The 14,972-nt window shown below is 58.8% G+C and carries 13 protein-coding genes; 12 read left to right on the plus strand and 1 reads right to left on the minus strand.

Annotated elements, in window-relative coordinates; all coding sequences use genetic code 11:
- Window positions 1-16: 16 nt before the first annotated feature.
- Window positions 17-469, plus strand: a complete 453-nt coding sequence (locus tag ACQRAJ_RS00285; RefSeq protein ID WP_427728138.1) for a DUF523 domain-containing protein — start codon at window positions 17-19, stop codon at window positions 467-469.
- A gap of 128 nt (window positions 470-597) precedes the next feature.
- Here the strand turns inward: ACQRAJ_RS00285 and ACQRAJ_RS00290 are convergent, their stop codons facing one another.
- Window positions 598-1,686, minus strand: a complete 1,089-nt coding sequence (locus ACQRAJ_RS00290) for an iron-containing alcohol dehydrogenase family protein (protein ID WP_427728140.1) — start codon at window positions 1,684-1,686, stop codon at window positions 598-600.
- Window positions 1,687-2,196: 510 nt separating this feature from the next.
- Here ACQRAJ_RS00290 and ileS point away from each other — a divergent pair.
- The 11 genes from ileS to ACQRAJ_RS00345 all read left to right on the plus strand — a co-directional run bounded on the left by ileS (window position 2,197) and on the right by ACQRAJ_RS00345 (window position 14,848).
- Window positions 2,197-4,974, plus strand: a complete 2,778-nt coding sequence (gene ileS, locus ACQRAJ_RS00295; protein ID WP_427728193.1) for an isoleucine--tRNA ligase — start codon at window positions 2,197-2,199, stop codon at window positions 4,972-4,974.
- A gap of 493 nt (window positions 4,975-5,467) precedes the next feature.
- Entirely contained in the window at window positions 5,468-6,007 is a 540-nt protein-coding gene (gene lspA / locus ACQRAJ_RS00300) for a signal peptidase II (RefSeq protein ID WP_427747344.1), read from the plus strand.
- Window positions 6,007-7,020, plus strand: a complete 1,014-nt coding sequence (locus tag ACQRAJ_RS00305) for an RluA family pseudouridine synthase (RefSeq protein WP_427747346.1) — start codon at window positions 6,007-6,009, stop codon at window positions 7,018-7,020. The genes lspA and ACQRAJ_RS00305 overlap by 1 nt, the downstream gene beginning before the upstream one ends.
- Window positions 7,021-7,102: 82 nt before the next feature.
- Window positions 7,103-8,398, plus strand: a complete 1,296-nt coding sequence (locus ACQRAJ_RS00310) for a glycosyltransferase family 2 protein (RefSeq protein ID WP_154515488.1) — start codon at window positions 7,103-7,105, stop codon at window positions 8,396-8,398.
- A gap of 78 nt (window positions 8,399-8,476) precedes the next feature.
- Entirely contained in the window at window positions 8,477-8,899 is a 423-nt protein-coding gene (locus ACQRAJ_RS00315) for a prepilin peptidase (RefSeq protein ID WP_427728148.1), read from the plus strand.
- Between the two features lie 31 nt (window positions 8,900-8,930).
- Entirely contained in the window at window positions 8,931-10,178 is a 1,248-nt protein-coding gene (locus tag ACQRAJ_RS00320) for a deoxyguanosinetriphosphate triphosphohydrolase family protein (protein WP_427728150.1), read from the plus strand.
- 60 nt (window positions 10,179-10,238) lie between these two features.
- Window positions 10,239-11,588: a replication-associated recombination protein A gene (locus ACQRAJ_RS00325; protein WP_118237456.1), complete on the plus strand. Its 1,350-nt coding sequence runs from the start codon at window positions 10,239-10,241 to the stop codon at window positions 11,586-11,588.
- 100 nt (window positions 11,589-11,688) lie between these two features.
- The gene (locus tag ACQRAJ_RS00330) at window positions 11,689-12,279 is read left to right on the plus strand and encodes a hypothetical protein (RefSeq protein ID WP_427747348.1); all 591 of its coding nucleotides are present in this window, start codon (window positions 11,689-11,691) and stop codon (window positions 12,277-12,279) included.
- The gene (locus tag ACQRAJ_RS00335; protein ID WP_427747350.1) at window positions 12,272-12,649 is read left to right on the plus strand and encodes an ATP-binding protein; all 378 of its coding nucleotides are present in this window, start codon (window positions 12,272-12,274) and stop codon (window positions 12,647-12,649) included. Before ACQRAJ_RS00330 ends, ACQRAJ_RS00335 begins: the two co-directional genes overlap by 8 nt.
- A gap of 1 nt (window position 12,650) precedes the next feature.
- Window positions 12,651-13,442: an RNA polymerase sigma factor SigF gene (locus ACQRAJ_RS00340; RefSeq protein ID WP_427717298.1), complete on the plus strand. Its 792-nt coding sequence runs from the start codon at window positions 12,651-12,653 to the stop codon at window positions 13,440-13,442.
- Window positions 13,439-14,848, plus strand: coding sequence for an AI-2E family transporter (locus ACQRAJ_RS00345; RefSeq protein ID WP_427747351.1), 1,410 nt, complete (start codon window positions 13,439-13,441; stop codon window positions 14,846-14,848). The genes ACQRAJ_RS00340 and ACQRAJ_RS00345 overlap by 4 nt, the downstream gene beginning before the upstream one ends.
- The last annotated feature ends 124 nt before the right edge of the window (window positions 14,849-14,972 follow it).

Genomic DNA, 14,972 nt, shown 5'->3' on the forward strand with positions numbered 1-14,972 from the left:
TTGGGAAGGGTTGTATATGAAGATCGTGGTAAGTGCCTGCTTGATGGGCGAGAGCTGCAAGTATAACGGGCTCGATAATTACCATCGCGAGCTGGTCGAGGCTTGTGAGCGCACGGGAACCGAGGTCCTGTTGGTATGCCCCGAGGTTTTTGGTGGCTTGCCCACACCGCGCAAGCCGTCCGAGATTGTGAACGGCGAGGTCCGTACCCGCGAGGGCGCCTCGGTCGATCGTGAGTTTCGCCTGGGTGCTGAGCGTGCACTCGACATGTGCGAGCAGGCGGGTGGGCCGGAAGAGATCGCCGCGTGCATCTTACAGGACCGTAGTCCCTCGTGCGGTGCAGGTCGCATCTACGATGGCACCTTTAGCGGCACGCTCACTGCGGGCAACGGTGTCTTCGTCGACCTGCTGCTGCGTCACGGGTACCGTGTGATTCCCGCAAGTGAATTTGACCCGAGCATGTTGGAATAGCAAAAGAATGGGGTAGCCATCATTTGAATGGCTACCCCATTTGCTGTCGAGATAAACTATTTCACCAATTAGAGATGGCGTTTGCCCAGATAAAACCTGACAAAATAAACCTGTCCCTTTTTGGTAGGTTAGGCGAGGAGGGTGTGGCCGTAGGCGTTGGCTGCCTTGATGGCGGCGGCGAACTTCTCGTCGGTGAAGGGCTCGGGGTTACCCTGCTTCCACTCGTTGGTGGCGTGCGCGTACTTGCACAGGGCAGGGATATCGGCCTCGGAAAGCCCGACCTGCTCAAGCGTCACGGGCAGGCCCATCTGCTTGTTAAAGGCGGCATAGCGCTCAAGGTTCTCGGTGTCGCCCGTGTAGGCGAACAGCACCAGCACGCCCAGGCTTACGACCTCGCCGTGCAGGTAGGTGCCCTCACGCGGAATGCTGCAAGTGGCGTTGTAGAACGCGTGTGCGACGCTCGAGTTGTAGTAGTAATCGTTCTGGTTGGTCAGGTTCGAGACATATCCCGTGTTGACCACGATGTCGAGCGCGATCTGCTTGACGGCCTCGCTCGACAGGTCCTGGCGCACGTCCTCAAGACCCTGGACGCCATAGGTAAACAGCGGCTCGGAGCAGGTGTGGGCGAGTGCCAGGCCAAGACCGGCGGTGTGCTCCAAATTTCCGGCGCTTGTGGCGTACTCGACCTCGGGCTGCTTGGACAGGGCATCGCCTACGCCGGCCCAGAAGTACTCTGCCGGTGCCTCGGCGATGATCTTGGGGTTGATGAAGATGTGCGCCGGTCGGTTGGGGTACGAATAGCCCTCGAGCGAGCCGTCGTCGTTGTAGACAACGGCAATGGCGGTCGCGGCGGAGCAGTTGGAGCAGATCGTCGGGACCGTGAAGACGATCTTCTTGAGCTCGATAGCTGCGGTCTTCACGGTGTCGAGTGCCTTGCCGCCGCCGCAGGCGATAAGCACGTCGGCTTCCTGGCAGGCGGGGGAGTTTACGACCTTGGCGATATTGGCGCGTGTGCTGTTGGTGCCGTAGACGCGCGTCTCCAGAACCTCGACGCCGGTGCCTGCCAGCGCGGCTTCGATACCGGGAAGTGCTGCAGCCAGTGCTCGCTTGCCACCGATGATTGCGACCTTGGTCGCTCCGTATTCGGCCAGCGCGCCGGGCAACTCGTCGAAGCAGTCCTCGCCGACGGTATAGTCGCTCATTCCGATCGTGCGCATAGCAACCTTCTTTCGTTCGATAAAGTGCTTTCAGGTATTTTGCTCCTAGAGAAGGTCCACAGCCGCGAGAAATTTCGAACGTATAAAACCAGTGTTGAGGGTTTTTCGTCGGCGCGGAACGTGCTAGCATACTCCGCATAAGCGTTGATGGGGACGAGTAGTCGGCCGTCCGCATGCTACAGAGAGCGGGGAGCGCTGAGAACCCGTGCATGCGACCGATGAAAATCACCCCGGAGCTGCGGTCCCAACGGACGTGCCGCGCAGGCACGTCTTAGTAGATATCGCCGAGATGGTCGTCGATACAGGCCAGCCGAGTAACGGATGCGAGCGCGCGGCGACGCGGGCGAGGGCATCTAAGCTGGGTGGTTAAGCGAAGAGCTTTTACGGGCAGACTGCCTGTCTTGTGGCGCTTCGTCCCAGCTTGCAGGGACGGGCGCTTTTTTGGTGCCCAGAGGGCGTGCGCGCCCATGACAAGAAAGGGGTACCGTGGCAAACGAGTACAAGCAGACGATGAATCTGCCCAAGACCGGTTTTCCCATGCGTGCCGGTCTTTCCAAGTCCGAGCCCAAGCGACTCAAGGACTGGCAGGACAACAAGGTCTACGAGCAAGTTCTAAAGAAGAACAAGGGTCACAAGAAGTTCGTGCTGCACGACGGCCCTCCGTATGCCAACGGCCCGATCCACATCGGCCACGCCATGAACAAGATCTCTAAGGACATGATCAACCGTTACTGGATGATGCAGGGCTATGAGGTTCCCTATGTCCCCGGTTGGGACTGCCACGGTCAGCCGATTGAGCACAAGGTCGAGGAGAAGCTCGGCACCGAGAAGTTCAACCAGACCTCCACGGCTAAGATCCGCGAGCTTTGCAATAAGTTCGCTGTCGAGAACATCGAGCTGCAGAAGGCCGGCTTCCGTCGCCTGGGCGTGCTTGGCGACTGGGACAACCCGTATCTAACGCTCTATCACCAGCATGACGCCGCCGACATCGAGGTCTTCAAGGCCATGTTCGACAAGGGCATGATCTATCGCGGTCATAAGCCCGTCCACTGGTGCAAGCACTGCCACACCGCGCTGGCCGAGGCCGAGATCGAGTACTCCGACGAGACGAGCCCGTCCATCTTCGTGCGCTTTGAGATGACCACTAAGCCTGCCGGTCTCGAGAGCTTCGACGGCCCGGTTGACTTCATTATCTGGACGACCACGCCGTGGACCATCCCCTCCGACCAGGCCGTTTCCCTTAAGCCCGGCGCCGCCTATGTTGCCGTTGAGCACGATGGCCGTGCCGAGGTTATGCTCGAGGACCTGGCTCCCAAGTGCTGTGAGGAGTTTGGCTGGGAGTACACCCCGGTCATGGTCGACGGTAAGCCCTATGTGGTTCCCGCTGAGACCTTCCACCACATCCACTACAAGCAGCCGATCTTTGACGGTGTCGAGGGCGTGGCGCTGCTGGCCGATTACGTCGGCGTCGATGACGGTACCGGTATCGTCCACAACTCGCCCGGCCACGGCGTCGACGACTACTTCGCCTGCCTCAAGGAGGGCATCACCGATATCTGCATGCCGGTCGATGACGACGGTAAGTTCTACACCGGCGAGGAGTTTGGTACCGGTGGCCCCTTCAGCGGTATGGATACCGACGAGGCCAATCCGCACATCATCGAGTTCCTGCGCGAGCGCGGCACCCTGGTCCTCGAGAAGAAGATCACGCACAGCTATCCGCATTGCTGGCGCTGCAAGCACCCGGTGCTCTTCCGTGCTACCGACCAGTGGTTTGTCTCGATGGACAAGACCGGTTTGCGCGAGCAGGCTGGCAAAGAGATCCGCGAGAACGTCAAGTGGTATCCGGCTCACGCGGCCAACCGCATCGGTGCCATGGTCGAGCAGCGTCCCGACTGGTGCATCAGCCGTCAGCGCAACTGGGGCGTGCCTATCCCCAGCTACACCTGCGCCGACTGCGGCGAGAAGGTCATGAACGACGCCACGCTCGACGCCGTCATCAAGCTCTTCCACGAGAAGGGCTCCGACGCCTGGTTCACCGACGCTCCCGAGAGCTACCTGGGCGAGGCCTGCGTCTGCCCCAAGTGCGGCGGCCATCACCTCAAGGCCGATAAGGACATCCTCGACGTGTGGTGGGACTCCGGCGTGTCCTGGAAGGCCGTCTGCGAGTATCGCCCCGAGCTTGAGTACCCGGCGGATGTGTACCTCGAGGGCTCCGACCAGCACCGCGGCTGGTTCCAGAGCTCGTTGCTCACCTCGGTGGGTGCCAACGGCCACGCTCCGTACAAGGCGGTCGTCTCGCAGGGCTTCACGCTCGATGGCCAGGGCCGCAAGATGTCCAAGTCGCTCGGCAACGTCATCGACCCCAACAAGGTCTGCGACGAGATGGGTGCCGATATCATCCGCCTGTGGGTCGCCTCGGTCGATACCAGCTCCGACGTCTCCATCGACCACGAGATCCTTGCTCGTACGTCCGATGCCTACCGTCGTTTCCGCAACACGCTGCGCTTCCTGCTCTCCGAGCTCGAGGGTCAGTTTGAGCCCGAGACCGACGGCGTCGCCTTTGCCGACCTGCTGCCGCTCGACAAGCTCATGGTTGCCCGTCTGACCCAGGTCCAGGCCGAGGTCGACGACGCCTACGCCAGCTACGAGTTCCCGCGCGCCTACCGTGCGCTCTACGACTTTGTGGTTACCGAGCTTTCCAACGTGTACCTCGACGCCCTGAAGGACCGTCTGTACTGCGACAAGCCCGGCTCGCTCGAGCGCCGCAGCGCCCAAACCGTGCTGGCCGAGCTCTTCTCGATGCTCATGCGCGACCTGCAGCCGATCCTGTCCTACACGGTCGACGAGGCCATGGCCTATGCGCCCGCCGGCTGCGTCGATCACCAGAAGTACGCCGCGCTGCTCGATTGGTACAAGTCGCCCATCACGGTCGACGAGGCCAATGAGTTCGAGGGCGTGCTCGAGGCCTCGCTCGAGCTCCGTAGCGCTGTGACCAAGGCCCTTGAGGATGCCCGCTCCGCCGGCACCTTCACCAAGAGCCAGCAGGTCCGCGTCAAGGCGGTCGTTCCCGCCGAGATGTATGCGCTGCTGACCGGCGACAAGGCCGTCGATCTGGCCGAGTTCTACATCGTCTCCGATGTTGAGCTAACCCAGGGCGAGGAGCTTTCCGTTGCTATTGAGGCCGCCGAGGGCGAGTGCTGCGACCGTTGCTGGAACTATCGCACCACCGTCGGCGAGTACAACGGTCACGCGCATATCTGCAAGCGCTGCGCGAATGCCTTGTAGTTACGCGGTTTTACCAAACCGCGTAACAGGTTGACGCTGCAAACCCGCCAGAGCGGCAATCTGCCTTTCAGCTTCGGCGGCATGACCAGAAGGTCTATGCCGCCTTGCTTCTAGGCACCTTGCTCGCTCTGGCGGGTTTTCGCTATCGTTACCAAATACGCGACGTTTTCATTGCCGGACAATAGGTAGACGTTGGGTAGTCTTTTTGGGACGGGGCTTTTTTAGCTGCCCTACCTCAAATAAGGACTTAATCTTCGAAAGCGCTGGACTGGGCAGCTAAAAAAGCCCCGTCCCAAAAAGACTACCCGGTGAAGGGACAAGGGGACAGCCCCTTTGTCGCATTGGTGGATATGTCGTGCGTTCTGCGTATGGCAATATAAGATGGTTATTTGCGTTAAATGGAATTCGATTGTTTTGAGGGTAGGGGATTGATTTGGGTCGTGGTGCGGATATGACGCCGCCTTTGCGTTGGCGGTTAGGTGTTGCTGGTGGGGTGGCGCTCTTTGTGTTGCTTGTTGACCAGCTGACCAAGCTTGCGGTTCGTGCCGTGGGCGATACCCTGCATATGACTGTTATCCCCGGCGTGATTGATTTTGTGTTTGTCCGCAATATCGGAGCTGCCTTTAGCATGGGCGAGGGCCATGGCATAGCGTTTGCCGTGCTGGCGCTTGCGGCCATTGCCGCCATTGCCGTGTACTTGCTCCGTGCTCCTCAGCTCGCTCGCCTAGAGGTCGTGGGTATGGCCATGGTTGCGGGCGGCGCCATCGGCAACGCGATCGATCGCCTGGCCATGGGCTTTGTGACTGATTTTATTGCCACTACCTTCATTGATTTCCCCGTCTTTAACGTGGCCGATATCGGCATTACCGCCGGTGTCGTGCTGGCGCTCATCGGATACATGTTCTTGAGTCCCGCCGCTCGCGAGGTCGATGCGACCGCCGAGCTCAACGCCCGTGACGAGGCCCGCGCCAAACGTAAAGCTAAGCAGCGCGGGGAGCGTGCCCGCAAGATTCGCGAAAGGAATGAGCGCTAATGGCCGACATCCATATTCTCGTTGCCGACGGTTGCGCCGGTCAACGTCTCGACGCCTATCTGGGCGCCAACGATGGCTGTCCCACGCGCTCTGCCTGCGCGCATCTGATCGAGGGAGGCGCCGTTGCCGTCAACGGCGAGACCTGCCTATCTAAAAAGTATGCCGTACGCTCCGGTGACCGCATCTCGGTCGACCTGCCCGAGCCGCATGACCCGACCGACGTGATCCCCGAGGCCATCCCGCTCGACATTCGCTATGAGGACGACTATCTCATGGTGCTCTCCAAGCAGCGCGGCCTGGTGTGCCATCCTGCGCATGGTCATGAGAGCGGCACCCTTGCGAATGCCTTGGTCTATCACTGCGGCATCGACCATCTTGGCACCGTGCAGGGCGAGGACCGCCCCGGCATCGTGCATCGTCTGGATCGCGATACCTCGGGTCTTATGCTCGCGGCTAAAGACGACGACACCCAGCGTGCGCTTCAAAATCTCATCCGCACGCGCACGCTCGACCGTCGCTACATTACGCTCGTTCATGGGCACATTGCCATGGACGAGGGCACTATCAATACTGGTATCGCTCGCTCCACGCGCGACCGCGTGAAGATGGCGGTTTCCGATGACCCCTTTGCGCGCCAGGCCATCACGACCTTTAAGGTCCTTGAGCGCTTTGATTCCACGCGTTTCGACGACGGCTACACGCTTGTCGAGTGTCACCTGTTTACCGGCCGCACGCATCAGATTCGCGTTCACATGCGCCATATCAACCACGCCTGCGTGGGCGATCCACTCTATGGCAAGTGCGATGCTCGTGCCGATCAGGGTTTGACTAGGCAGTTCCTGCATTCCTGGCGTGTGGCGTTCGATCATCCCGTGACGGGGGAGCACATCGAGTGCCGTGACGAGCTGCCATGGGATCTTGCGGCGGTTCTGGATGATCTGGCCCCGCGTTCGCTCGGCCGCACTGCCGCTGGCAACGAAATCGTCCCTCAGCTCGGTTTGCTCGAGGCCTAGCCAGTATTAGGTGGTTTCTTGAACTCCGTAAGCCTGCGGTAAGATATACGGTTGTTTACGTCACGCGTTCCTGGGAGCCTGCATGCTCGCCTTTTTACAAACCAACACACCTATCGTGATCTTCAACCAGATTGTCGTCACGCTGCTTACGGTCTGTTTTCTGTACCAGGTGGTCTTCTTTGTCATCGGCGCTCTTCGTGGTGAGGTCGCGCCTCCCAAGGCCAAGAAGCTCCATCGTTATGCCTTCTTTATCGCGGCGCATAACGAGGAGGCCGTGATCGCCAACCTCGTGCGCTCCATTAAGGACCAAGATTATCCGTCCGAGCTTATCGAGGTCTTCGTGGTCGCCGATGCCTGCACCGACAACACGGCGCAGCTCGCGCGCGAGGCGGGCGCCGTCGTCTATGAGCGCAATGACTTGGCCCGTAAAGGCAAGAGCTGGGTCATGGATTATGGCTTCGACCGCATCCTTAACGAGTATCCCGATACGTTTGAAGGCTACTTTATCTTCGATGCCGATAACGTTATCGCCCGCGATTACGTGTCCAAGATGAACGATGCTTTTGACCAGGGCTTCCATGTTGTTACGAGCTATCGCAATTCCAAGAACTTTGGCAGCTCGTGGATCTCGGCAGCTAATGCCACGTGGTATCTGCGCGAGGCGCGCTTTCTCAACAATGCGCGCAACATCTGTAAGACGTCTTGCGCCGTTTCGGGTTCGGGCTACCTTATCTCCGCCAGCGTTATCGAGGGTATGCACGGCTGGCAGTTCCACACGCTGACCGAGGATATTCAGTTCACCACGTTCTGTGCCATTCACGGCATTCGCATTGGCTATGCGCCGGCGGAGTTCTTTGACGAACAGCCCGTGACGTTTAAGGCATCCTGGAAACAGCGTATGCGTTGGACCAAGGGCTTCTACCAGGTGTTCTTTACGTACGGTAAGCACCTGGTCAAATCGACCTTCCGCTATCATCGCTTTGCCGCCTACGACATGTTTATGACGATCGCACCGGGCATGCTGCTCTCTCTGATCTCGATGCTCGCTAATGCGACGTTCCTCATCGTGGGCGGCCTTTCGCACGGTTTCTTGGCTACCGAAGTCGAGATGCAGGCGTGTGCCGCTTCGCTCATTATGACCTTCGCTATGATGTATCAGACTTTCTTTATCCTGGCGCTGCTCACGACTATCTTTGAATACAAGCATATTCACTGCGCGCAAAAGTGGCGTCTGGTAACCAACCTGTTTACCTTCCCGATCTTTATGTTCAGCTATATCCCCATTACGGTGGCAGCGCTGTTCTTGAAGGTCGACTGGGTGCCGACGCAGCACGCCGTAAGCGTTACCCTCGACGAGGTCATGCAGGGCGCCAAATAACCACCATCAAAACCGCCACAAAGGGGATAGAACCTTTGCGGTGGTTTTTACGTTTGAGCGCTCAGTTGAGGGGTTTCGATGTTCTATATCCCGTTTTGGATTTGCATCTTTGCCGGCGCGGCGATTGATGTCCGCGAGCGGCGGTTTCCCAATGAGCTTGCCGGCGCGTGTGCGGTGGCGGCGTTTGCAGGCGTCTGGCTCGACAAGGGCGTTAACATGGCGCTTGACCACGCCGGTCTTGCGGTCATCGTCTACCTTGCCCTTGTGCTTACTGAGTCACTCTGGCGTCGCCTTCGCCATGCCCCTGGCGTTGGCATGGGGGATGCCAAGGCGCTCTTTGCCCTTTGCACCTTCGATCCCCTGGGCGGCGTCGTCGCGTTTGCGGTTGCGCTCCTGACCCTTGCCGCCGCCTGTCTCATCGTAAAATCGCGCTCGCTGCCTTTGCTGCCGTTTTTGGTGCCAATATTTGCCATAATCGAGTTCGTGGGTAGTACGCTGTAACCGTTTGCGCGCCCTTTTTAAGGAGCATGCCATGGCAATCAATCAACAGACAGCCGCCATCAAGGCGCGCCTGGATCGCATTCCCGCGGCGTTGTCGCCCGAGCTGGTCGAGCGCATTGCCGCCGACCGCGCCTCGGGTGTCGTTAATCCCTATCGATGCGGTGACGACCAGGCCATCCGCCGTGTCGATCGGGCCGCAGACGAGGGCACGCTTATGCGTCCGGCCTTTATGCGCGATATCGAAAAGATTCTGCATCTGCCAGCATACACACGTTATGCAGGCAAAACGCAGGTCTTCAGTTTTCGCAGCAACGACGATCTGTCGCGCCGCGGCCTGCACGTGCAGCTTGTCTCGCGCATCGCTCGCGATATCGGGCGTGCTCTGGGCCTCAACTGCGATCTGATCGAGGCGATTGGCTTAGGCCACGACTTGGGCCACACGCCCTTTGGCCATGCCGGCGAGCGTTTCCTCAACGACATCTATCATGAGCGCACGGGGCGTTATTTTTTCCATAATGTGCAGTCGGTCCGCGTGCTCGACGCGCTGTACGGCCGCAACGTGTCGCTCCAGACGCTCGATGGCGTACTGTGCCACAACGGCGAGTACGAACAGCGTGTTTTTGAGCTTTCGGACATGGGTTCCTTTGACCAGTTCGACCGAACCGTCGAGGAATGCATTGCCACGGGTTATAGCGCAATTGAGCACCTGCGCCCCATGACGCTCGAGGGCTGCGTGGTTCGCATCTCGGATATCCTTGCCTACGTTGGGCGCGATCGCCAAGACGCCATTGCGGCGGGCCTGCTGTCACCCGACGCCTTTGATGATGACCTGGGCGGTGCATACAACAGCTGGATCCTTACGCATGCCTCTATCGATATCGTTGAGCACAGCTATGGCAAGCCGCGCATCGAGATGAGCGAGGACCTGTTTGAGGAGATCCGCCGGGCCAAGCGCGAGAACTACGAGAAGATCTATAGCAAGGGCGGCATAGAAGGCGACTCCGAAGCGGAGCTGCGCGAGGCCTTCGAAAAGCTCTATGACCGTTGCCTGCGGGATATAAACGAAGGCGACGAGTCCTCGTATATCTTTAAGCACCACATTTCTCGCATTGAGCAGCAGCTTTCCTACTACGATCGCACCTATGCATGGCAGGACGATAAGGACCAGACGGTCGTGGATTACATTGCGAGCATGACGGACGGCTATTTCTGCGAGCTCACGAGCAAGCTGTTCCCGGGATTGATGTTTCCGCACCGTACCTATATTAACGAACGGTAGTTCGTATATATTCGGTATACTGTTCATGGAAAACGTTTTTGATTGATGCACGGGATGGCTATGGACGACCTGTTTTCTGCTTCGACGCGTGAGCGTTCCTTTCAGAATGCGCCGCTTGCGGTGCGCATGCGGCCCAATTCGCTCGACGAGTACGTGGGCCAGCAAAAGGCCGTCGGTAAGGGCTCGTGGTTGCGTGCCGCGATTGAGCATGACGTGCTGTCGAGTGTGATTCTGTATGGGCCGGCCGGTACGGGCAAGACGACACTGGCCCACATTATCGCCAACCATACCAAGAGCGAGTTTGTCGAGGTCAGCGCCGTGACGGGCACTGTGAAGGACCTGCGCCGCGTGATTGACGAGGCCAAGACGCGCCTGAATACGTACGACCGTCGCACCATTCTTTTCATCGACGAGATTCACCGCTTCTCCAAGTCGCAGCAGGATGCCCTGCTGCATGCGGTTGAGAACCGTACCGTCATTATGATTGGCGCCACGACGGAGAATCCGTACTTCGAGGTCAACTCGGCGTTGCTCTCGCGCGGTCGCGTGGTGGAACTTGAACATTTAAAGGACGAGGATATCGCCACGCTTATCGAGCGTGCGCTCGAGGCGCCGCAGGGTTTGAACGGCAAGTTCTCGGCCGATGAGGATACGGTTAAGACCATCTGCACGCTGGCTGCGGGTGACGCTCGCTCGGCACTCACGACGCTCGAGCTTGCGAGCGAGATTGCCGTCACGCGTCCCGATACGGAAGGGACGCCAGCGCCGGCGGCGGGGGAGCGTTATCCCATTACCGTGGATGACGTAAAGATTGCCAATCCGCGCCGTGGTTTTTCGTATGACAAAAACGGCGACATGCACTACGACATCATCAGCGCGTTTATTAAGTCTATGCGCGGCAGCGACCCCGATGCCACAATCTATTGGCTCGCGCGCATGATCGATGCGGGGGAGGACCCTAAGTTTATCGCTCGCCGTATTATGATTCAGGCTTCCGAGGATGTTGGCAACGCCGACCCGCAGGCGCTATTGGTGGCGCATGCCGCGTTTAAGTCTGCCGAGGTCATCGGTTATCCCGAGTGCCGCATTAATCTGGCTCAGGCTGCACTCTATGTGTGCTTGGCGCCAAAATCCAACGCGTGTGAGGCCTCGATTGATGCGGCGTTGGCCGATATTCATTCAAGTGGGCTGCGCGAGGTGCCGAGCTATCTACGCGATCGTCATCGCCCGGGCAGCGACGAATACGGTGTGTATAAGTATCCGCATGATTATCCCGAAGGCTGGGTCGATCAACGCTATTTGCCCGAGGGGCTGGAGCGCGGTGCGTTTTGGCAGCCTGCCGGCCGCGGCTGGGAAGAGTGGCGTGTAGAGCAAAGCGAGCGCGACCGTAGCGGGAATGCACCGAAGTAGCTGCTGGTAATTTTGTCTCACGTTGCTGCTTTTGGCATGTTCGGTCCCCTTTGGGGTACCATGAACAGCGTCTGTATTTCGATTCCTTCGGGAGGCTTGTATGAGTCCCATCCAAATCGCCCTGCTGCTGCTCGTCGTTGCCGGCGTGTGGGCTGTCATCGAGCTCGCGCTCACGCTGCGAAAGACCCGCACTGTCGTTGATTCGCTCGACAAGACGGTGAGCGACCTTAACAACACCATCGCCGAGGCTCAACCCGTGGTAGCAAAGCTCGATGGCGCCGTCGATGAGCTCACCCCCGCGCTGGCGCAGGTTGAGCCGCTCCTCAAGTCGACCAAGACCGCCGTCGACGCTCTTACCTCCAATCTCGTAGAGGTCGAAGCCGTGGTTCGCGACATTTCCGAGGTTACGGGCAGCATGGCCGAGGCCAGCAATGCCGTGTCGAGTGTGACCGACTCTGCGGCCGGTGCCGTTCAGAAACTCTTTAACAAGGTGAAGGCTCCCGCGGTCGAGGCCGAGCGCAATCTTTCCGCTGCCGCCGAAGCCGAGCAGCCGACCGAGCGTGTCCTGATTGGCGAAGCCGGGGACGATGCCGCTGCTGGTGACGATGATGCACAGAAGCCTGCTGCTAAAGCAGCCCGGTATTACACCTACACGCCCGCCGAGACCTCCGAGGAGTCCTGCGATGAGTAGTGAAGCAACTTGCTCTATCACGCTGACTGTTGCCGGGGATCCGCGTCTGGCACGCTTGGTGCGCATGACGGCGGCTAATGTCGGCGCGCTGTGTTCCATGTCCGTCGATCGCATCGAGGACATTCGTATGGCTGCCGAGGAGGCCTTCATCTTTGGCTGCACGGCCGTTGATTCTGACGTTATCTCGATCAAATTCGATGTCGACGAGTCTCACGTGGGTATGACCTTCACCTTTGGCGACCAGGCGACTGTCGATGAGGATGACCAGGCCGCCGTATATGCCGAGCTCATTCTGGCAAGCGTGTGCGATTCCTACGAAAAGACTGTGGCGCCTCTGACGCTTTCCCTCGATCTCAAGGCGGATATCTAATATGACCGAACGTTCCCGGAGCGGTAAGACCGCTTGGGACAAGGAGAAAACCCGCGAGCTGTTTCGTCGCTACAAAGAGACCGGTGATCCGGACGCCCGCGAGCAGCTCGTCATGTCCCATATGAACCTGGTAAGGTTTCTTGCCAACAAATTTAAGAATCGCGGCGAGCCGCTCGACGACCTCATGCAGGTCGGCTATCTGGGTTTGCTCAAGGCTATCGACCGCTTTGATCCCGAGCGCGGACTTGAGTTCACCACGTTTGCCACGCCCACCATCCTGGGTGAGATCAAGCGTCACTTCCGCGACAAGGGTTGGAGTGTGCGCGTTCCGCGTCGCCTGCAGGAGCTCTCTGCCAAGGTTAACCAGGCTACCGACAAGCTCACTAACGAGCTACAGCGCTCGCCTAAGGTTGAGGAAATCGCTGAGTACCTAGACGTAACCGTTGACGAGGTGCTGGAGGCCATGGAATCGTCCTCGGCCTATACCTCGGTGCCCATCGAGGCTCCCGGTGCGTCCGATTCCGACGACGCGCCTTCGATTCTCGACCGCTATGCCGACGATGACAACGAACTCGACTTTACCGATGACCGCCTGGTGATTGAGGAGGCCATCCGCGATTTCTCGCCGCGCGAGCGCGAGGTTATCGAGCTGCGCTTCGTAAAGGGCATGACCCAGATCGAGATCGCCAAGAAGCTGGGCATCTCGCAGGTGCAGGTCTCGCGCCTGCTGCGCCGTACACTTAAGAAGGTTCAGGACAAGATCGACCCCGACGGAGTGATGGTTCGTTCATGAGTGAACACCCCCAACAAACCGATCGCGCGCTGCGCGATACCCGTATTCTGACGCTGCGCATTTGGGCCGTCGTCGGCTGCATTGTCATCGCCGCCGTCATCTTTAACCTTATGGGTATCTTGGCGCCGGTTATCGAGTTTCTAGCTGTCGGTTCCATCATCGCCTTTGTGATGTCGCCGATCACTAACTGGCTCGAGCATCACGGCGTCAACCGTGGCATTGGTTCGCTTATCGCGCTTATTGTGGTCGTTGCTGTGCTCGTCGGTGTCGTTTGCATCTTGTCGCCGATTCTCTTTGGTCAGATCATGGAAGTCTTGAGCCGCCTGCCTGAGCAGCTTCGTGTTGCGGGCGGTGATCTCAACGAGATGGTCTCGCATGCCAAGACGCTCAACAACACGCCGCTCAAAGAGTATCTGGACGATAATCTTTCTTCGCTGGTTACCGTGGCGTCCAAGTATGTATCTCAGATTGCCGCCGAGCTTGGTCGCGGTGTATTCCCGTTCATTACCAATACGGCCTCGCAGCTGTTCGTCATCTTCCTCGGTCTGGTGCTTGCCTATTGGCTGGCCTGCGACTATCCCCGTATGCACCACGAGGTCTGCACCATCATTGGTCAGGAAAAGGAGACCTCGTACCGCTTTATGGTCGCGATTCTTTCGCGCTCGGTTGGCGGTTATATGCGCGGCATGGTCGTGACGTCCATCTGCGGTGGCATCCTGGCCTTTATCGGCTTTACGCTCATTGGCCATCCCTACGCGGCACTCATGGCCATCTTTACGGGCATTATGCACTTGGTTCCTGTTGTCGGTCCCTGGGTGAGCGCGGCGATCGCCACGGTGCTCGGCTTTATGTTCAGCCCGATGCTGGCTTTGTGGACTTTGGTCGTGACCATGGTGGCGCAAAATGTCACCGACAACGTCATTTCGCCTAAGGTCATGCAGAGCTCGGTGCAGGTGCATCCCATCATGAGCCTGACGGCCCTCGTTATCGGTTCGGCGCTTATGGGCGCCATCGGCATGGTTATCGCCATTCCGCTGTGCGCGGCCCTCAAGGGCATTTTCGTCTACTACTTTGAGAACGAGACCGGCCGCCAGCTCGTGGCATACGACGGCGCCGTGTTTAAGGGCACGCCTTATCGCGATACTGAGGGTAACCCGGTCGCCGCCTACGATGCGCTTGGAGACGATACATTCATCTATGAGTCCGAGCTCATCGGTAACGAGACTGCGCCCGAGGCCCAGGCCATGCCCAGGCCCGAGCTCGATAACCCCTGGATCAAGCTCTCGGGCCTTCAGCCCGATGCTACGGGCTTTTTCAAGAATCCCTTCGCCAAAGACGACGATTCCAACTCGGACGACGATACCAATACCGGCATCGACGGTTCCATGGACGATGATGAGCAGTAAGCCATTTCAAGTTCAAGTTCATAGGCAATAACGTGCAAATTCGCTGGAGGGTCGCTGTTTGGCGACCCTCTTTTTTGCACTTGCGCGGTGGGATGGTAATATCGTTACGTTTGAACTGTTTCGA

The organism is Collinsella sp. SGI.184 (assembly GCF_050313415.1).
GTDB lineage: Bacteria > Actinomycetota > Coriobacteriia > Coriobacteriales > Coriobacteriaceae > Collinsella.

What these genes read in the sequence shown, in the direction of transcription:
- ACQRAJ_RS00285 (WP_427728138.1), top strand. Translation starts at nt 17, where the DNA reads ATGAAGATCGTGGTAAGTGCCTGCTTGATGGGCGAGAGCTGCAAGTAT.
- ACQRAJ_RS00290 (WP_427728140.1), bottom strand. Translation starts at nt 1,686, where the DNA reads ATGCGCACGATCGGAATGAGCGACTATACCGTCGGCGAGGACTGCTTC.
- ileS (WP_427728193.1), top strand. Translation starts at nt 2,197, where the DNA reads ATGAATCTGCCCAAGACCGGTTTTCCCATGCGTGCCGGTCTTTCCAAG.
- ACQRAJ_RS00305 (WP_427747346.1), top strand. Translation starts at nt 6,007, where the DNA reads ATGGCCGACATCCATATTCTCGTTGCCGACGGTTGCGCCGGTCAACGT.
- ACQRAJ_RS00310 (WP_154515488.1), top strand. Translation starts at nt 7,103, where the DNA reads ATGCTCGCCTTTTTACAAACCAACACACCTATCGTGATCTTCAACCAG.
- ACQRAJ_RS00315 (WP_427728148.1), top strand. Translation starts at nt 8,477, where the DNA reads ATGTTCTATATCCCGTTTTGGATTTGCATCTTTGCCGGCGCGGCGATT.
- ACQRAJ_RS00320 (WP_427728150.1), top strand. Translation starts at nt 8,931, where the DNA reads ATGGCAATCAATCAACAGACAGCCGCCATCAAGGCGCGCCTGGATCGC.
- ACQRAJ_RS00325 (WP_118237456.1), top strand. Translation starts at nt 10,239, where the DNA reads ATGGACGACCTGTTTTCTGCTTCGACGCGTGAGCGTTCCTTTCAGAAT.
- ACQRAJ_RS00330 (WP_427747348.1), top strand. Translation starts at nt 11,689, where the DNA reads ATGAGTCCCATCCAAATCGCCCTGCTGCTGCTCGTCGTTGCCGGCGTG.
- ACQRAJ_RS00335 (WP_427747350.1), top strand. Translation starts at nt 12,272, where the DNA reads ATGAGTAGTGAAGCAACTTGCTCTATCACGCTGACTGTTGCCGGGGAT.
- ACQRAJ_RS00340 (WP_427717298.1), top strand. Translation starts at nt 12,651, where the DNA reads ATGACCGAACGTTCCCGGAGCGGTAAGACCGCTTGGGACAAGGAGAAA.
- ACQRAJ_RS00345 (WP_427747351.1), top strand. Translation starts at nt 13,439, where the DNA reads ATGAGTGAACACCCCCAACAAACCGATCGCGCGCTGCGCGATACCCGT.